We start from the raw sequence: 17,173 nt of genomic DNA, 5'->3' as shown, positions 1-17,173 counted from the left end.
CAGAAACCTCAGTGCAGTGAAGGCTTGGGAGCGGGCTCCAGCGGCTTGCCGCACTCGGCGAACAGCAGCAACGGAGCGACCCGCAGGTATTCCATGACTTCCATATAGTCCGTCTCGCCGTCCTCGCTGTCTTCCAGCTGGCCCTGGACCTGGGCGATGGCGGCCATGTCCTGCAGCACTTCCTCGGCCTCGCCGGTCAGGCTGCCTTCGCGGGCGGTGAGGCCGAAGCCGGCGAGGAAACCCTGGCACCATTGGCCGAGCGCCTCGGTGCGCTGGGCGAGCGGGGTTTCGTCGTCGGGCAGGAGCATGACGACGGCGACCTCGCCGGCGGAAAAGTCCTGCCGGACCATGCCGAGCAGGCCGGACAACGCGGCCTTGAGTCGTTCGCCCGGCGCGCCGCCGAGCAGTTCGGCGGCGGCGTGTTGCCAGGCGGCCTCGTCGAAGCCGGCGCCGGCGCAGACCCGACCCAGCAGATGGCCGTGCAGCTCGGCCGGCGAGACCGGCATGGCCGCCTCGGCGAGAAGGGAGGAAAAGGCGCTGTAGGCGGAATTCTGAGTGGACATCTCGGGACCCTGACGGCTGGGCGCCATTGGGGCGCTACACGTGAAATGAAGATGGTTATCCTAGCACCGCCCGCCCCGGCAAGACCATGCGACCGGTTGCCGGCGCGCCGGCCCGGCCGGGGCATTGGCCCCGACCGGGGACGATCCTATATAGTTGTCCAATCACCCCAATTCCCAAGCGAGAGCCCATGGAAGACGCCGATCTGCAATTGTTGACGGCCAAGTTCGACCAGCTGCTCCAGAAGCTGGAACAGCTCAAGGCGGAGAACCGGCTGCTGCGGGCGAACGAAAAGTCCTGGCGCGAAGAGCGCGCTCATCTGATCGAAAAGAACGAAATGGCGAGACACAAGGTCGAAGCGATGATTTTGCGTCTGAAAGCCTTGGAGCAGGACACATGAGCCAGTCGAATACCCTCACCGTGCAGATTCTCGACAAGGAATACTGCATCAATTGCCCGGACGACGAGCGCGCCAACCTGGAAAGCGCCGCCCGTTACCTGGACGGCAAGATGCGCGAGATCCGCTCCAGCGGCAAAGTCATCGGCGCCGACCGGGTTGCCGTGATGGCCGCCCTCAACATCACCCACGACCTGCTGCACCGCAAGGAGCGCCTGGACCAGGAAAGCAGCTCGACCCGCGAGCGCGTGCGCGAACTGCTCGATCGCGTCGACCGCGCCCTGGCGAATCCGGCCGATGCCGGCGAAGCCTGACCCGGGCGCGGCCAATTCGGGTATACTGGCCTCCGCTCCCTGGTGTGTTGGCCAGTCGGTGATGTCCCTGAGCCGATAACTGCAACAACGGAGGTTGCCAGTTGGACCGGTGTGCATGTCCGCACGACGGAAAGCCTTAAGGTCTACTGCAACCGCCACCTTGAACTTTCGGGTTCAAGGGCTAACCCGACAGCGGCACGACCGGGGAGCTACCTTTCCACATGATCGAATCGCAAGACCTCAGCCGCCCGGCCCTGCGCCGCAAGCTCCGCCAGGCGCGCCGCGCGCTCTCCCCCCTGCAGCAACGCCTCGCCGCCCGCGCCCTCTATCGACAACTGGCGCAGCATCCCCTTTTTCGCCGTGCCCGCCATATCGCCCTGTACCTGCCCAACGACGGCGAGATCGACCCGCGTCCGCTGCTGCGTGCGGCGCAGAAGCGCGGCAAGGCCACCTACCTGCCGGTGCTGGCGCCCTGGCCGCGGACGCGCATGGTGTTCCAGCGGGTCGGCAGCGGCGAACGCTGGACCCGCAACCGCTTCCGCATCAGCGAACCGCTGGCCGACGCCGGCCGCCAACGCAAGGCCTGGGCGCTGGACCTGGTACTGCTGCCGCTGGTGGGGTTCGACGAACAGGGCGGGCGCCTGGGCATGGGCGGCGGCTTCTACGACCGCAGCCTGGCCTACCTGGCGAGGCGCAAAAATGGTCACAAACCGACGCTGATCGGCCTGGCCCATGAATGTCAGAAGGTGGATCGACTGGCGCTGGCCAGCTGGGACATTCCCCTGGCGGGAACGGTGACCGATGCGGGCTGGTACGTGGCAGGGAAACGCTAGGAAGGAGGGAGAACCCTGGGTACCGCGTTCCATGCGATACCCGGCGAGTCTTACGGCTGTTGCGTCACCTGGGCGGGCGTACTGGCCTGTCGTTCCCAGAGGCTCTGGGTATAACCGGTGGTGACGACCCCAAGTCCGAAGATGATGACCAAAACCCACAGCAAGTCTGGCTTGCGCTTCATCGATTGCCTCCCCCTTCCAGGCAATTTTCGAGGCCGGTCCTTGCGATTATCTTATCGCCTGAGCACCCTGCCCCGCTGAAAAACGGCATTTTCCGATAAGCTGAAGTCATACGCAATTACACCGGCGACCGGTGGTCACGCGCAGACGTTTCCTACGTACATCTACGAAAGAGGAGCAAAGTTCATGCCTGCCTACTGGCTGATGAAATCCGAGCCGGACGAACTCTCGATCCGCGACCTGCAGCGCCTCGGAACCGCCCGCTGGGATGGCGTTCGCAACTACCAGGCGCGCAACTTCATCCGCAGCATGAACCCCGGCGACCTGTTCTTCTTCTACCACTCCAGTTGCCCGCAGCCCGGCATCGCCGGTATCGCCCGCATCGAGGGCGAAGCCTATCCCGATCCCACGGCCCTGGATCCCGCCAGCCCTTACCACGACCCCAAGGCCAGCGCCGAGAAGAATCCCTGGAGCGCCCGCGACGTCAGCTTCGTCGAAGCCTTCGCCGAGGTCGTTCCACTGGCCCGGCTGAAGGCGCAGGACGCCCTGGCCAACCTCGCCCTGGTGCAGAAGGGCAGCCGTCTCTCGGTGATGCCGGTCAGCGCCGAGGAATGGCAGGCGATCCTGCCGCTGGCGAAACGCTGAAGCCATCGCTCAGGCCATCTGCGAGATGGTCCGGCGGAAACGCCAGAGCGCGCCGAAGAAGAACGCCGAACCGATCGCCACGATGCCGGCGAACTGCGGCCAGACGATGTCGAAACCGGCGCCGCGGAACAGGATCGCCTGGGCCAGGCTGACGAAATGCGTGGTCGGCGCCGCCAGCATGATGTTCTGCACCAGTTCCGGCATGCTTTCCCGTGGCGTGCTGCCGCCCGAAAGGATGTTCAGCGGCAACAGCACGAGGATGGTCAGCAGCCCGAGCTGCGGCATCGAGCGCGCCACCGTGCCGAGGAATATGCCCATGGAGGTGGTGGCGAACAGATGCAATCCGGCGCCGAGCAGGAACAGCCCCACCGAGCCGCTGATCGGCACGTCCAGCCAGCCACGCACCACCCACTGCAACGAGAGCCCCGCCGCCACCAGCACCACCAGCCCCATCGACCAGACCTTGGCCATCATGATCTCGAAGGCCGACAGCGGCATCACCAGCAGGTGCTCGACGGTGCCGTGCTCGCGCTCGCGGATCAGCGCGGCGCCGGTGAGGATGATCGACAGCATGGTGATCTGGTTGATCACTTCCATCACCCCGCCGAACCAGGCCTGGGTCAGGTTCGGGTTGAACTCCATGCGCACCTCGATCTGCGCCGGCATGCTCGGCTCCGCGCGGTAGCGGCTGACGAACTCGCGCACCTCGGTGGCGACGATGTTCTGGATGTAGCCCGCGCCGGAGAACGCCTGCCCGGTCTGGGTCGCGTCGACGTTGACCTGGATCGAGGGCTTGCGCCCGGCCAGCACGTCGCGCTGGAAGTCCGGCGGGATATCGAGGGTGAAGGTATACAGGCCGACGTCCATGCCGCGATCCATCTCGGCATGCCCGATCATTTCCGGCGGCCGGAAGTACGGGGGCTGGAAGGCATTGACGATACGCGACGAGAGTTGCGAGCGGTCCTCGTCGACCACCGCGATCGGCGCGTGATGCAAGGTTTCCGGAATACCGGTAGCGGAACTGTAGACGCCCAGGGTGAAGGCCCAGACGATCAGTGCCAGCATCGCGTAGTCGCGGCCGAGGCTGCGGAACTCCTTGATGCCCAGGTTGAAGATGTTGGCCAGGCTGCGCATCGCTCAGTCCTCCTGCTTCTTCAGGCAGGCCACGCTGAGCAGGGTCAGCACCACGATGGAAGCGGCAAGCGGCAGGTAGTAGGCCCAGAGATCGGGCAGGCCCAGCGATTTGGAAAAGGCGCCGCGGCTGACCACCAGGAAATGCGAGGTCGGATAGAGCTTGCCGATCCAGGCCGCCGCACCTTCCAGCGAGGACACCGGGTGGATCAGCCCGGAGAACTGGATCGCCGGGATCATGGTGGCGATCGCCACGCCGAATACAGCGGCGATCTGGCTGCGCATGAACGTCGAGAGGAACAGCCCGAGGCCGGTGCTGGTGACCACATAGAGGAAAGCGCCGATGGTCAACGCCAGGAAGCTGCCCTTGAGCGGCACGCGAAATACCACGATGGCCAGGACCAGCATCAGCAGGAAGTTGATCATGCCCATGGCGACGTAGGGCAACTGCTTGCCGACCAGGAACTCCAGGCGCGTCACCGGGGTGACATAGAGGTTGGTGATCGAGCCCAGTTCCTTTTCGCGCACCACGCCGAGGGCGGTGAGCATGGCCGGGATCATGATCAGCAGCAGCGGGATCACCGCCGGCACCATCGCCTTCAGGCTTTCCACGTCGGGGTTGTAGCGATAGCGCACCTCGGTGCTGGCCGCCGCGCTGGCCTCGGCCCCACCCACCTGCCGCGAGAGGTCCGCCAGGTAGCTGGTGTGCAGGCCCTGCACGTAGCCGAGCACGGTGTTGGCACGGGTCGGCATCGCTCCGTCGATCCACACGCCGATGGCCGGATCGGAGCCACGCTTGAGATCGCGCCCGAAGTTCGGCGGGATCTCCACCGCCAGGCTCAGCTCGCCGCTGCGCAGGCGCCGGTCGAGGTCGTCCGGGTCGGTGATCGGCGCATGTTCGACGAAATAGCGCGAGCCGGCGATGTTCAGCGCGTAGGCCTGGCTGGTGGTGGTCTGGTCACGGTCGAGGACCGCCCAGGAGAGGTCCTCGACGTCCATGTTGATGCCGTAGCCGATGATGAACATCAGCAGCGCGGTGCCGAGCAGGGCCAGGGTCAGGCGGATCGGGTCGCGGCGCAGTTCCATGGCTTCGCGGCGCGCATAGCTGAACAGCCGCAGGGGGCTGAAGCGTTGGCGTTGCGCCTGGCGCCCCTGGCCATCGCCGGGCTGCTCCGCGACGGCCGGCGCCTCGGCCGGTTGCGCTGGCGCGGCGGCACCGGCGGCTTCTTCCAGGTACGCGATGAAGGTCGCTTCCAGGGTCGGCAGGCCACGCTGGCGCACCAGCTCATCGGGAGTATCGCTGGCCAGTACCTTGCCGGCATGCATCAGCGAGATGCGATCGCAGCGCTGGGCCTCGTTCATGAAGTGGGTGGAAATGAAGATGGTCACCCCGTCGCGGCGCGACAGCTCGACCATCAGTTCCCAGAAGCCGTCGCGAGCCACCGGATCGACCCCCGAAGTGGGCTCGTCGAGGATCAGGATCTCCGGCTTGTGGATCACCGCCACCGCCAGCGACAGACGCTGGCGAATGCCCAGCGGCAGGTCGTCGGGCAGCTCGTCGGCCACCTTCTCCAGGTCGAAGCGCCGGAGCATTTCGCCGACCCGTGCCGGGATACCATCCGCCGGCAGGTGGAACAGCCGGGCGTGCAGCACCAGGTTCTGCCGCACGCTCAGCTCGGCATACAGGGAAAAGGCCTGGGACATGTAGCCGACCCGGCGACGGGTCGCCATGTCGCTGGCGTCCACCGCCTGGCCGAACAGCGCGCACGTGCCTTCGCTGGCCGGCAGCAGGCCGGTGAGCATCTTCATGGTGGTGGACTTGCCGCAGCCGTTGGAGCCGAGGAAGCCGAAGATTTCCCCACGCTCGATACGGAAGCTGACGTGATCGACCGCGACGAAGTCGCCGAAACGACAGGTCAGGCCCTCGGCCTCGATGGCGATCCGCGGCGCGCCTTCGCTCTGCGGTCGCGGCGGGATCACCAATCGATGGTGGCCGGCGCGCTTGCTTTCCGGCAGCAGGGCGATGAACGCCGACTCGAGGCTCTGCGTCCCGGTACGCTCGCGCAACTCCTGCGGCGTACCGGTGGCCAGGACCTTTCCATCGTCCATCGCCACCAGCCAGTCGAAGCGCTCGGCTTCCTCCATGTAGGCGGTGGCGACCAGCACGCTCATGCCTTCGCGGCCCGCGCGGATACGGCCGATCAGCTCCCAGAACTGGTTGCGCGACAGCGGGTCGACGCCGGTGGTCGGCTCGTCGAGGATCAGCAGGTCGGGATCGTGGATCAGCGCGCAGCACAGCCCGAGCTTCTGCTTCATGCCGCCGGACAGCTTGCCCGCAGGACGCTCGGCGAACGGCGCCAACCCGGTGCTTTGCAGCAGATCGGCGATGCGCCGCTCGCGCTCGGCCTTGTCGTGGCCGAACAGCCGACCGAAGAAGTCGACGTTCTCGAACACCGAGAGCGTCGGGTAGAGGTTCTTGCCCAACCCCTGGGGCATGTAGGCGATGCGCGGGCAGACCGCCCGGCGGTGGCGGCGGTCGCGCATGTCGCCATCGAGCACGCGGATCTCGCCATCCTGCATCTTCCGTGCGCCGGCCAACAGCGCCAGCAGGCTGGACTTGCCGACCCCGTCCGGACCGATCAGGCCGACCATGCGGTTGGCCGGGATATCCAGGCTGACGTCGTCCACCGCGCGCGTCTCGCCGTAGCGCAGCGAAACGCCCCGGAGGCTCGCCACGCCGCTCCCGCCAGCGGTCATTGCGGAACCTTGATCTGCAGGTTGGCCGGCCACTCGACCTCAGGGTCCAGTCGCAGGTAGGCCATTCCGGGCACGCCGGTCTTGACGTAGGTGATGTATTTTTCCAGCAGCGCCGGATCGAGCCGCGCCTTGACCCGGAACATCAGCTTCTCCCGCTCGTTGGCGGTTTCCACCGTTTTCGGGGTGAACTGGGCGACGCTGGCGACATAGGACACCTTGGCCGGGATCACGTAGTCCGGCACCGCGTCGATCACCAAGCGCACTTCCTGGCCCAGTCCGACCCTGCCGGCCTGCATGGATGGCAGGAAGAAAGTCATGTAGACGTCGGCCAGGTCGACCATGTTGAGCAGCTTGCCACCGGCCGGCAGCACTTCCCCCGGCTGTGCCACGCGGTACTGCACGCGGCCGTTGCGCGGCGCCTTGAGAAGGCTATCGTCGATATCCGCCTGGAGCCGGGCGACGCTGGCCTTGGCCGCCTCGATGGCCGACTGCGCCTCGATTACCTGGGAACGCCCGGCCTCGATCGCCGCCTGCGCCGAAATCACTTGCGAGCGTGCCGCGGACAACGCCGCCTGGGCGCTCTGCAGGGTCGCCCGATCGTCGTCGAGTTGCTGTTGCGGCAGGGCATTGCGCTTGACCAGCGCCTCGGTACGGGTGAAGCGCTTCTGCGCCGCTGTCAGCTCGGCCTGGCGCTGCGCCACCACGGCCTGGGCGGTGCTCTTCTCGCTCTCGCGCTGGGCCACCAGCGAGGTCGCGGTGAGCTTGGCGTTCTCCGCCTGGCGCACCTGGGCCTGGGCCTGGGCCAACTGCGCCTCGAGCACCTGGGTATCCATCCGCGCGACGATTTCGCCGGCCTTGACGAAGTCGCCCTCGTCGACCTTGATCTCGGCGACCCGCCCGGGAAGCTTGGCCGCCACGTCCACCTCGGTGGCCTCGATGCGTCCGTTGCCGCTGGCGAATCCCTCGCCCAGGCCGGTCGGTCGCGATACCTGCCAGACCAGCACGCCTACGCCGAGCAGCGCCGCCACGATCAAGGCACGGCTCAGCCACCGTTTGCTTTCCTGTTTCATCCCTTCTCCTCGCACGTCCGGCCAGGCCGCGGCGATGGCGCTCACGCTGGAAAGCGCGGCCGCCGCGGACTTCACTGGCTCGATTGTCCCTCCAGGTCGGCGCGCGGGTGTTGATGCACGTCAGACGCGCCCGACCGAACCTCACAGGAAAGCAGAATCCCCGGTGCCTCGCATCCGGGAGCGCGGGACAGAACGGATAGTTGACCTCAGGGCTGGACGATGAGGTTGTTGAACAGCAGGTCGGTCACCAGCGGCTTGCCCTCTTCCTGCTCGAGGGTCTGCTGGACCTGCTTCAGCGCCTCCTGGCGCAGGCTTTCCTTGGCCTCGACCGTACCCAGGCTCTGGTCGGTCTGCTGGGCGAACAGCATGATCAACTGGTTGCGGATCAAGGGCTCGTGATGCTCGACCTTGGTCGCCGCGTCCTTGTCGGCCACCTGCAGGGCGATGTCGGCCTTGTAGTACTGCAGGCGCGGCCCGCTGCCGTAGTTGCCGACCAGCGCCGGGGTCAGGTCGACGTAGACCGGCTTGTTCGCGCCCTCGCCTTCCGGCGCGGCCTCCTCGGCCGAGGCGAACGACGGGAACAGACTCAGGCACAGGGCCAGCGACAGGGCAATGGGGGTTCTCACGGGCGCATCTCCTCGACGAATGCCGGCAAGCATAGCCAGACTCTCGGCCGGGCCCAAGCCCGGGGTTTATGGACAACCATCAGTTGCGGCGATGCTGATTGACCCCCAGCGTCTCCCTCCTACACTGGCCGGACCGCAAACTGGAGCGTCCCCGATGAAAGCCGTCCTCTGCAAAGCCTTCGGCCCGGCCAGCAGCCTGGTCCTGGAAGAAATCGCCAGCCCGAGCCCGGCGAAGAACGAAATCCTCCTCGATGTGCACGCCGCCGGGGTCAACTTCCCAGACACCCTGATCATCGAGGGCAAGTACCAGTTCAAGCCGCCCTTCCCCTTCTCCCCGGGCGGCGAGGCGGCCGGAGTGGTCGCCGCGGTCGGCGAAAAGGTCGCCCACGTCAGGCCCGGCGAACGGGTCATGGCCCTGACCGGCTGGGGCAGCTTCGCCGAGCAGGTCAAGGTGCCCGGCTATAACGTGATGCCGATACCCGAAGGCATGGACTTCGCCAGCGCCGCCGCCTTCGGCATGACCTACGGCACCTCGATGCACGCCCTGAAACAGCGCGCCAACCTGCAACCCGGCGAGACCCTGCTGGTACTCGGCGCTTCCGGCGGGGTCGGGCTGGCTGCCGTGGAGATCGGCAAGGCCATGGGCGCCCGGGTGATCGCTGCCGCCAGTACCCCCGACAAGCTCGCCGTGGCCAAGGCCGCCGGCGCCGACGAACTGATCAACTACAGCGAAGGTAGCCTGCGCGAGCAGCTCAAGGCCTTGACCGGCGGCCAGGGCGTCGATGTGATCTACGATCCGGTGGGCGGCGAACTGTTCGAGGAGGCCTTCCGCAGCATCGCCTGGAACGGACGGATGCTGGTGGTCGGCTTCGCCAGCGGCAGCATCCCTTCGCTGCCGGCCAACCTGACCCTGCTCAAGGGCGCCTCGCTGGTCGGCGTGTTCTGGGGATCGTTCGCCCAACGCCAGCCGCAGGACAACGCTGACAACTTCCGCCAGCTGTTCGCCTGGCACGCCGAAGGCAAGCTGAAACCGCTGGTGTCGCAGCGCTTCCCGCTGGAACGGGCCGGTGACGCCATCGACGCCCTCGGCCAGCGCAAGGCGGTCGGCAAGGTGGTGGTGGAGGTTCGCTGAGCCACGAAGGCGGCGAGTATTGCCTCCCGCCCCTGCGGAGAAAGGCATGGCGGGCCGGAGCGATACACCGGCCGAGGCCCACGCTGTCAGATGTTTTTCCCCTATGAAGGCCCCGGTTTCCGACCGGGGCTTTCTTATTTCCGACCAATGCACTCAACCTGTAACATTTCCGCTATTTTTTCATTTACGAAAAATGTAGTGTTCGCAACCGCGTAAAAAGGCGCGACACAACAACAAGCGGAGCTCGCGATGTTCGGAATCTTTCGTCCCGCGCCACACCAGGCGCCACTGCCCGATGCCGAGGTGGACAGCACCTACCGGCGCCTGCGCTGGCAGATCTTCGCCGGTATCTTCATCGGCTACGCGGGTTACTACCTGCTGCGCAAGAACTTCTCCCTGGCCATGCCCTACCTCATCGAGGACGGCTACAGTCGCGGCCAGCTGGGCGTCGCGATGTCGGCCATCGCCATCGCCTACGGCCTGTCGAAATTCATCATGGGCCTGGTCTCGGACCGTTCCAACCCACGGGTCTTCCTGCCGTTCGGCCTGTTGGTGTCGGCGGCGGTGATGTTCATTTTCGGATTCGCGCACTGGGCTACCTCCAGCGTCGCCATCATGTTCGTCCTGCTCTTCATCAACGGCTGGGCCCAAGGCATGGGCTGGCCGCCGAGCGGACGGACCATGGTCCACTGGTGGTCGCAGAAGGAGCGCGGCAGCGTGGTCTCGGTGTGGAACGTCGCCCACAATGTCGGCGGCGGCCTGATCGGCCCGCTGTTCCTGCTCGGCCTGGCGCTGTTCGGCGACTGGCGCTCGGCCTTCTACGTGCCGGCCATCGTCGCCGTGGGCGTAGCCGTGTTCGCCTATTTCGCCATGCGCGACACCCCGCAATCCTGCGGCCTGCCGCCGATCGAGAAGCACAAGGACGACTACCCCGAAGGCTACGACGAACACCACGAGCGCGAGCTGTCGACCAAGGAGATCTTCGTCACCTACGTGCTGCGCAACAAGCTGCTCTGGTACATCGCCCTGGCCAACGTGTTCGTCTACCTGCTGCGCTACGGTGTGCTCGACTGGGCGCCGACCTACCTCAAGGAGGCCAAGCACTTCAACGTCGACAAGTCGTCCTGGGCGTACTTCTTCTACGAATGGGCGGGGATTCCCGGCACCCTGCTCTGCGGCTGGCTGTCGGACAAGCTGTTCAAGGGCAATCGCGGCGCCACCGGCGTGGTGTTCATGATCCTGGTGACCGTCGGCACCCTGATCTACTGGCTGAACCCGGCCGGCAACCCGGCGATCGACATGGCCGCGCTGATCATGATCGGCTTCCTGATCTACGGCCCGGTGATGCTGATCGGCTTGCAGGCCCTGGAGCTGGCGCCGAAGAAAGCGGCCGGCACCGCCGCCGGCTTCACCGGTCTGTTCGGCTACCTCGGCGGCTCGGTGGCAGCCAACGCCCTGGTCGGCTACACGGTGGACCACTTCGGCTGGGACGGTGGCTTCAAGCTGCTGATCGGCGCCTGCCTGCTGGCCATCCTGTTCCTCTGCCTGACCCTGCGCAAACCCGCGGTCCAGGCCGCGCCGCAGCAAGCCGGCTGATGACGCGGCGGCTCCGGCGCCAGGCCGGAGCCGCGTTCAGTCCCGCGGCGCGTAGGCGAACACGTCGGCGCGCATCTGGTGCGCGTCCATCCCTGCTTCGACCAGGGCATCCAGGGTCGCGTAGACCATCGCCGGCGAGCCGCTGGCGTATACATGCAGGCTCGACAGGTCGGCGAAATCCTCGCGCACCGCCTCATGCAGCAAGCCGCAACGCCCCTCCCAGCCACAGAGGTCGCTGACCACCCGGTGCAGGAACAGGTTCGGCAGGCCTTCCCACTCCGTCCAGTGCGGCAGTCGGTAGAAATCCTCCGGACGCCGAACGCCCCAGTAGAGATGTACAGGATGGGCGAAGCCGGCGGCGCGGCAGTGCTCGATCAGGCTGTGCATCTGCGACATGCCGGTTCCCGCGGCGATCAGCACCAGCGGACCGTCGGGCAGTTCCGCCAGGTGCGCGTCGCCGAACGGCAGCTGGATCCGTGCCAGGCGCTCGCGCTGCAACTGCGCGATCAGCGCGACGGCACTGTCTTCCTTGGCCAGGATGTGCAACTCAAGGTCGCGTCCCGCATGCGGCGCGGAGGCCAGGGAAAACGCCGCGCTGTCGCCGCCGTCACGCTCCAGCAACAGGTACTGCCCGGCGTGATAGCGTGGCGGCTTGCCGGCCGGCGCGCGCAGGCCGACCCGGTAGACGTCGCCGCCGACCTCTTCGCAGAAGCTCAACTGGCAGGTCAGCTTGCGCAGAGGCAGTTCACCCGGCGCCAGCACCCCGTCCCAATGCAGCACGCAGTCTTCCAGCGGCTCGGCGAGGCAGGTGAAGAGTTCGCCATGATCGCGTACCTCGCCGTTCTGGCGTACCCGCCCCTCCACCAGCAGCGCCGCGCAGATATGGCAGTTGCCGTTGCGGCAGCTCTGCGGACAGTCGTAGCCAAGCCGCCGGGCGCCATCGAGGATGCGTTCCCCCGGCAGCAGCTCGAGGCAGGCGCCGGACGGTTGCAGGACGATACGCATCAGTCGATCCCGAGGCTCGACCAGAGCGCGTCGATGCGCCGTGTCACCGCTTCGTCCTTGACGATGGCGCGCCCCCATTCGCGGCTGGTCTCGCCCGGCCACTTGTGGGTGGCATCAAGCCCCATCTTCGAGCCGAGGCCGGAGACCGGCGAGGCGAAGTCGAGGTAGTCGATGGGCGTGTTGTCGATCATCACCGTGTCGCGCTTGGGGTCCATCCGCGTGGTGATGGCCCAGATCACATCGTTCCAGTCGCGCGCATCGATGTCATCGTCGGTGACGATGACGAACTTGGTGTACATGAACTGCCGCAGGAACGACCAGACCCCGAGCATCACGCGCTTGGCGTGCCCTGGGTACTGCTTCTTCATGGTCACCACCGCCATCCGGTAGGAACAACCTTCCGGCGGCAGGTAGAAATCGACGATTTCCGGGAACTGCTTCTGCAGGATCGGCACGAACACTTCGTTCAGTGCCACCCCGAGGATCGCCGGCTCGTCCGGCGGACGCCCGGTGTAGGTGCTGTGGTAGATCGGTTTCTGCCGGCGGGTGACGCGCTCGACGGTGAACACCGGGAAGCGATCGACCTCGTTGTAGTAGCCGGTGTGATCGCCATAGGGACCTTCGTCGGCCATCTCGCCGGGGTGGATCACCCCTTCGAGGACGATCTCGGCGCTGGCCGGCACCTGCAAGTCGCTACCGCGACACTTGACCAGCTCGGTACGATGCCCGCGCAACAGGCCGGCGAAAGCGTATTCGGAAAGGGTGTCCGGCACCGGCGTCACCGCACCGAGGATGGTCGCCGGATCGGCGCCCAGCGCCACGGCTACCGGATAGGGCTGGCCCGGATGCTTCTGGCACCACTCGCGGTAGTCCAGTGCGCCGCCGCGATGGCTGAGCCAGCGCATGATCACCTTGTTGCGGCCGATCACCTGCTGGCGGTAGATGCCCAGGTTCTGCCGTTCCTTGTTCGGCCCGCGGGTAACGGTCAGGCCCCAGGTGATCAGCGGCCCGACATCGCCCGGCCAGCAGGTCTGGACCGGTAGCCGGCCGAGGTCGACGTCCTCGCCCTCCTCGACCACTTCCTGGCAGGGGGCGTCCTTGAGCACCTTCGGCGCCATGGACAGGACCTTCCTGTACATCGGCAGCTTGGCCCAGGCGTCCTTGAGGCCCTTCGGCGGCTCGGGCTCCTTGAGTTGCGCCAGCAACTTGCCGATCTCGCGCAGCGCGCCGACGTCCTCGGCGCCCATGCCCAGCGCCACGCGCTCCGGCGTACCGAACAGGTTGCCGAGCACCGGCATGTCGAAGCCGGTCGGCTTTTCGAACAGCAATGCCGGGCCCTTGGCGCGCAACGTGCGGTCGCACACCTCGGTCATCTCGAGCACGGGGGAAATCGGCACCTGGATGCGCTTCAACGCACCGCGCTGCTCCAGCTGGGCGATGAAATCGCGGAGATCCTTGAACGTCATTGGCCTAACCATTCACTGCAAGACCCCACATCCTACCTGCTCCCGGCCCATCCGGCAGCAGGCAAACGCGGCATTCGGTCACTGCTGGCTGGCGATCCTCGAGTCGTCGAGGCTCTGTAGCATCGGCTCGAACAAAGGCCCGAGTTCATGGGCCCCCTGGGTCGAAAGGTGGTTGTTATCCATGTACAGCGACCAGCCATCACGTTCGGCGAAACAATCCAGGCCATCGCAGAGCACGCTGGAGGGGTCGAGCACGCTCACCCGCGGGTTGCCTTCGGCCAACGCATCGAACAGCGCATTCACGTAGGCGACGCGCGCAGCGTGCTCAGCGAAGGGAAAACGTGCGCGCCCGACATCCTCCCCGCTCAGACTCAGCCGCACCAGCCGCGCCGGTGCCTTGAATGGCAGCAGCGGTACGTCCTTGACCAGCCAGACATGTACGTCGGCCGCGTTCAGCCTTTCGATCATCCCGCTCAGGCGTTGCCGCAGCAGCGCCTCGGCGATCGAGCTGTCCGGCGTGTCGTCCGGCTCGCGGAGAATGTTGCGGGTGCCGTCCTGCGAGTCGCCGTAGACATACATGTCCCAGCGTCCGGCGAGGATCACCCCGCCCGGCCGCTGCTGTTCGACGAACTCGAGCATCTGCTGGTTGAAACGCAGGCAATTGTCCTTTTCCAGCATCCCCAGCAACGGCGGACAGCCCGCCAGCGAAGCCTGCCAGATCGGCACCCGGCGACTGGCAGCCAGTTCGCGCAGCAGCGGGCTCAACGCCGCGGAATGGCTGTCGCCCCAACTGACCAGCAGCGGTCGTTCGGCAGCCAGTTCCGCCGGGAAGCGGCAGATGCTTTCCTGACTGAGCGCCTTCTTGTCGAACATGCAGTCGGTCTGCCCATCGCGCCATTTGGACGCCTTGGCATAACGCAAGGCTTCCTCGGAAAGACGCGACGGCACGCCGTCGTAATGCCGCACCAACTGGCCGACGACTCCCAGCAGCAGCAAGCTGCACAGCGCCGCGCCAAGCATCTGCTGGCGCCCGGCGAACAGCTTGCGCTCGCGGAACGGTGCCTCGACGTAGTACAGCGACAGTGCCGCCAGGCCGATGCTCGCCGCCAGCAACCCCAGGCGTGCCGGCAGGCCCAGGGTTTCCAGTGCGTGGTACTGGACGAAGACGTACAGCGGCCAGTGCCAGAGGTACAGCGAATAGGAGATCAGACCGAACCAGACCAGCGGTTGCCAGCCCAGCAGGCGGCGAACCCAGGTGTCGCCGGCGCCGTTGGCCCAGATCAGCAGGGCGGTGCCAAGCACCGCCGGCAGCGCCGCGAGGCCGGGGAAAGGAGTGTCGCTGTCGTAGAAGAACACCGGCAGGAGAATCGCCGCTATGCCGAGGGTGGCCGCCAGTTGCAGGGACCATTGCGAATGACCGCGGCTAGCGCCCGGCAGCAACGCCAGCGCGGCACCCGCCAGGAGTTCCCAGGCGCGCATCGGCAGGAGGAAGAATGCACTGCCAGGTCGCTGGCTCACCGCCCAGACGCTGGCCGCCAGCGATAGCGCCAGGACCGCGAGGAGGATGGCGAGCCGCCAGCGCAGCAGTCGCCCGGAGATCGCGGCCAGCAGTAGCGGGAAGAGAATGTAGAACTGCTCTTCCACCGACAACGACCAGGTATGCAATAGCGGCTTGAATTCGGACGCGGCGTCGAAATAGCCATCCTGCTTCCAGAACAGGATGTTCGAGGCGAACATCGTCTGGTAGCGAACCGAACGCCCTAACTCTTCGTAGTCGCGCGGCGCCATGAGGAACCAGCCGATCACCAGGCTCGCCGCCATCATCACGAACAGCGCGGGGAGAATGCGGCGTGCCCGGCCCGCCCAGAAGTCGACGAAGCTGAAACGTCCGGCCTGCTGCTCGCGCCGGATGATCGAAGTGATCAGGTAGCCGGAAATGACCAGGAAAACATCGACGCCCACATAGCCGCCGGTGATGCCCCCCAAGCCAAGGTGGTAGAACACCACCGGCAGAATGGCCAACGCTCGCAAACCATCGATGTCCCTTCGATAGGCCAGGCTCGACATCCACGTCCCTCCAGATATGCAAAAGGCGCCCCGGTCAACCGGAGCGCCTTTGTTTGGTACTCTCGAAGACTACTTTCGTTTCATCGAATCGAAGAACTCATCGTTGGTCTTGGTCTGCTTGAGCTTGTCGATGAGGAATTCGATCGCGGAGATCTCGTCCATCGGGTGCAGGATCTTGCGCAGGATCCACATGCGCTGGAGCTCGTCCTCGCTGGTCAGCAGCTCTTCGCGGCGGGTACCCGAACGGTTGATGTTGATGGCCGGGAACACGCGCTTCTCGGCGATCTTGCGATCCAATGGGAGTTCCATGTTGCCGGTACCCTTGAATTCCTCGTAGATCACCTCGTCCATCTTCGAGCCGGTTTCCACCAACGCCGTGGCGAGAATCGTAAGAGAACCGCCCTCTTCGATGTTCCGCGCGGCGCCGAAGAAGCGCTTCGGCTTCTCCAGGGCATGGGCGTCGACACCGCCGGTGAGCACCTTGCCGGAGCTGGGGATCACGGTGTTGTAGGCCCGCGCCAGACGGGTGATGGAGTCGAGCAGGATGACCACGTCCTTCTTGTGCTCGACCAGGCGCTTGGCCTTCTCGATCACCATCTCGGCGACCTGTACGTGACGGGTCGGCGGTTCGTCAAAGGTCGAGGCGACCACTTCGCCGCGCACGGTGCGCTGCATTTCGGTCACTTCCTCAGGGCGCTCGTCGATCAGCAGGACGATCAGGTGGCATTCGGGGTTGTTGCGGGTGATGTTGCTGGCGATGTTCTGCAGCATGATGGTCTTGCCCGCCTTCGGCGGCGCCACGATCAGGCCGCGCTGGCCCTTGCCGATCGGCGCGCAGAGGTCGATGACGCGGCCGGTCAGGTCTTCGGTGGAGCCGTTGCCGGCTTCCATCTTCATCCGCTCGTTGGGGAACAGCGGCGTCAGGTTCTCGAAGAGAATCTTGTTCTTCGCATTCTCCGGACGATCGAAGTTGATCGAGTCGACCTTGAGCAGGGCGAAGTAGCGTTCGCCCTCTTTCGGCGGCCGGATCTTGCCGATGATGGTGTCGCCCGTGCGCAGGTTGAAGCGCCGGATCTGGCTCGGCGAGACATAGATGTCGTCGGGGCCGGCCAGGTAGGAAGAGTCGGCGGAGCGCAGGAAGCCGAAGCCGTCCTGAAGAATCTCCAGCACGCCATCGCCGGAGATCTCTTCACCACTTTTCGCGTGCTTCTTCAGCAGGGCGAAGATGATGTCCTGCTTGCGCGAACGGGCCATGTTTTCCAGGCCCATGGCATCGGACATTTCCAGCAGTTCGGCAATCGGCTTTTGCTTGAGTTCGGTCAGATTCATAGGAAAGAGATAGGTACGCAGAAAGAGGAATTGGAGAAAGCGTCGAGCTTGGGAAAGCCGTGTC

General features: G+C 65.7%; 15 protein-coding genes and 1 other RNA gene. 7 read left to right on the top strand and 9 right to left on the bottom strand.

The annotated features are described in order from the left end of the window. Positions 1–8 precede the first annotated feature (8 nt). The gene (locus FOC67_RS27780) at positions 9–563 is read right to left on the bottom strand and encodes a YecA family protein (RefSeq protein ID WP_003099193.1); all 555 of its coding nucleotides are present in this window, start codon (positions 561–563) and stop codon (positions 9–11) included. A gap of 188 nt (positions 564–751) precedes the next feature. Here FOC67_RS27780 and FOC67_RS27775 point away from each other — a divergent pair, with 188 nt between their 5' ends. The 5 genes from FOC67_RS27775 (at position 752) to FOC67_RS27755 (ending at position 2,930) form a co-directional block, all read left to right on the top strand. Next, on the top strand, positions 752–961 hold the full coding sequence (locus tag FOC67_RS27775) for a TIGR02449 family protein (RefSeq protein ID WP_003096314.1): 210 nt from the start codon (positions 752–754) through the stop codon (positions 959–961). Continuing rightward, a complete protein-coding gene (locus tag FOC67_RS27770; RefSeq protein ID WP_003096316.1) occupies positions 958–1,272 on the top strand; it encodes a cell division protein ZapA in 315 nt (104 codons plus the stop codon). The genes FOC67_RS27775 and FOC67_RS27770 overlap by 4 nt, the downstream gene beginning before the upstream one ends. Positions 1,273–1,305: 33 nt before the next feature. Beyond that, positions 1,306–1,484: non-coding RNA, 6S RNA (ssrS, locus tag FOC67_RS27765), on the top strand. Positions 1,485–1,493: 9 nt separating this feature from the next. Next, entirely contained in the window at positions 1,494–2,105 is a 612-nt protein-coding gene (locus FOC67_RS27760) for a 5-formyltetrahydrofolate cyclo-ligase (RefSeq protein WP_003096321.1), read from the top strand. Between the two features lie 366 nt (positions 2,106–2,471). Next, on the top strand, positions 2,472–2,930 hold the full coding sequence (locus tag FOC67_RS27755; protein ID WP_003096326.1) for an EVE domain-containing protein: 459 nt from the start codon (positions 2,472–2,474) through the stop codon (positions 2,928–2,930). A gap of 9 nt (positions 2,931–2,939) precedes the next feature. Here FOC67_RS27755 and FOC67_RS27750 read toward each other — a convergent pair whose 3' ends face one another. From FOC67_RS27750 to FOC67_RS27735, 4 genes are all read right to left on the bottom strand, one after another. After that, on the bottom strand, positions 2,940–4,064 hold the full coding sequence (locus tag FOC67_RS27750) for an ABC transporter permease (protein ID WP_003110669.1): 1,125 nt from the start codon (positions 4,062–4,064) through the stop codon (positions 2,940–2,942). Positions 4,065–4,067: 3 nt separating this feature from the next. Then, complete coding sequence (rbbA, locus tag FOC67_RS27745) at positions 4,068–6,818, bottom strand: ribosome-associated ATPase/putative transporter RbbA (protein WP_009314485.1); 2,751 nt, start codon at positions 6,816–6,818, stop codon at positions 4,068–4,070. After that, the gene (locus FOC67_RS27740; RefSeq protein WP_003099200.1) at positions 6,815–7,888 is read right to left on the bottom strand and encodes an HlyD family secretion protein; all 1,074 of its coding nucleotides are present in this window, start codon (positions 7,886–7,888) and stop codon (positions 6,815–6,817) included. Before FOC67_RS27740 ends, rbbA begins: the two co-directional genes overlap by 4 nt. Before the next feature lie 206 nt (positions 7,889–8,094). Then, entirely contained in the window at positions 8,095–8,514 is a 420-nt protein-coding gene (locus FOC67_RS27735) for a flagellar basal body-associated protein FliL (protein ID WP_003096328.1), read from the bottom strand. A 154-nt stretch (positions 8,515–8,668) separates the two neighbouring features. Between FOC67_RS27735 and FOC67_RS27730 the strand changes: the two genes are divergently transcribed. Both FOC67_RS27730 and glpT read left to right on the top strand, forming a co-directional pair. Further along, on the top strand, positions 8,669–9,646 hold the full coding sequence (locus FOC67_RS27730) for an NADPH:quinone oxidoreductase family protein (RefSeq protein ID WP_009314486.1): 978 nt from the start codon (positions 8,669–8,671) through the stop codon (positions 9,644–9,646). Positions 9,647–9,895: 249 nt separating this feature from the next. Beyond that, positions 9,896–11,242, top strand: a complete 1,347-nt coding sequence (gene glpT / locus FOC67_RS27725) for a glycerol-3-phosphate transporter (protein ID WP_003096330.1) — start codon at positions 9,896–9,898, stop codon at positions 11,240–11,242. Positions 11,243–11,278: 36 nt separating this feature from the next. Here glpT and FOC67_RS27720 read toward each other — a convergent pair whose 3' ends face one another. The 4 genes from FOC67_RS27720 to rho all read right to left on the bottom strand — a co-directional run bounded on the left by FOC67_RS27720 (position 11,279) and on the right by rho (position 17,109). Then, positions 11,279–12,247, bottom strand: coding sequence for a CDP-6-deoxy-delta-3,4-glucoseen reductase (locus FOC67_RS27720; RefSeq protein WP_003096331.1), 969 nt, complete (start codon positions 12,245–12,247; stop codon positions 11,279–11,281). After that, on the bottom strand, positions 12,247–13,713 hold the full coding sequence (ubiD, locus tag FOC67_RS27715) for a 4-hydroxy-3-polyprenylbenzoate decarboxylase (protein ID WP_003096332.1): 1,467 nt from the start codon (positions 13,711–13,713) through the stop codon (positions 12,247–12,249). The genes FOC67_RS27720 and ubiD overlap by 1 nt, the downstream gene beginning before the upstream one ends. 78 nt (positions 13,714–13,791) lie before the next feature. After that, positions 13,792–15,780 (bottom strand): acyltransferase family protein, encoded by a 1,989-nt coding sequence (locus FOC67_RS27710; RefSeq protein WP_009314487.1) that lies wholly within the window; start codon positions 15,778–15,780, stop codon positions 13,792–13,794. A gap of 69 nt (positions 15,781–15,849) precedes the next feature. Continuing rightward, positions 15,850–17,109: a transcription termination factor Rho gene (gene rho, locus FOC67_RS27705; RefSeq protein ID WP_003096334.1), complete on the bottom strand. Its 1,260-nt coding sequence runs from the start codon at positions 17,107–17,109 to the stop codon at positions 15,850–15,852. Between the last annotated feature and the right edge of the window lie 64 nt (positions 17,110–17,173).

It is taken from the genome of Pseudomonas sp. FDAARGOS_761 (genome assembly GCF_013343155.1).
GTDB lineage: Bacteria > Pseudomonadota > Gammaproteobacteria > Pseudomonadales > Pseudomonadaceae > Pseudomonas > Pseudomonas aeruginosa.
This window is presented reverse-complemented; position numbering and strand designations above follow the sequence as displayed.

Coding starts and splice junctions, on each gene's coding strand:
- FOC67_RS27755 (WP_003096326.1), top strand. CDS start 2,472: ATGCCTGCCTACTGGCTGATGAAATCCGAGCCGGACGAACTCTCGATC.
- FOC67_RS27750 (WP_003110669.1), bottom strand. CDS start 4,064: ATGCGCAGCCTGGCCAACATCTTCAACCTGGGCATCAAGGAGTTCCGC.
- FOC67_RS27760 (WP_003096321.1), top strand. CDS start 1,494: ATGATCGAATCGCAAGACCTCAGCCGCCCGGCCCTGCGCCGCAAGCTC.
- rbbA (WP_009314485.1), bottom strand. CDS start 6,818: ATGACCGCTGGCGGGAGCGGCGTGGCGAGCCTCCGGGGCGTTTCGCTG.
- FOC67_RS27710 (WP_009314487.1), bottom strand. CDS start 15,780: ATGTCGAGCCTGGCCTATCGAAGGGACATCGATGGTTTGCGAGCGTTG.
- FOC67_RS27775 (WP_003096314.1), top strand. CDS start 752: ATGGAAGACGCCGATCTGCAATTGTTGACGGCCAAGTTCGACCAGCTG.
- FOC67_RS27720 (WP_003096331.1), bottom strand. CDS start 12,247: ATGCGTATCGTCCTGCAACCGTCCGGCGCCTGCCTCGAGCTGCTGCCG.
- rho (WP_003096334.1), bottom strand. CDS start 17,109: ATGAATCTGACCGAACTCAAGCAAAAGCCGATTGCCGAACTGCTGGAA.
- ubiD (WP_003096332.1), bottom strand. CDS start 13,713: ATGACGTTCAAGGATCTCCGCGATTTCATCGCCCAGCTGGAGCAGCGC.
- FOC67_RS27730 (WP_009314486.1), top strand. CDS start 8,669: ATGAAAGCCGTCCTCTGCAAAGCCTTCGGCCCGGCCAGCAGCCTGGTC.
- FOC67_RS27770 (WP_003096316.1), top strand. CDS start 958: ATGAGCCAGTCGAATACCCTCACCGTGCAGATTCTCGACAAGGAATAC.
- FOC67_RS27780 (WP_003099193.1), bottom strand. CDS start 563: ATGTCCACTCAGAATTCCGCCTACAGCGCCTTTTCCTCCCTTCTCGCC.
- FOC67_RS27740 (WP_003099200.1), bottom strand. CDS start 7,888: ATGAAACAGGAAAGCAAACGGTGGCTGAGCCGTGCCTTGATCGTGGCG.
- glpT (WP_003096330.1), top strand. CDS start 9,896: ATGTTCGGAATCTTTCGTCCCGCGCCACACCAGGCGCCACTGCCCGAT.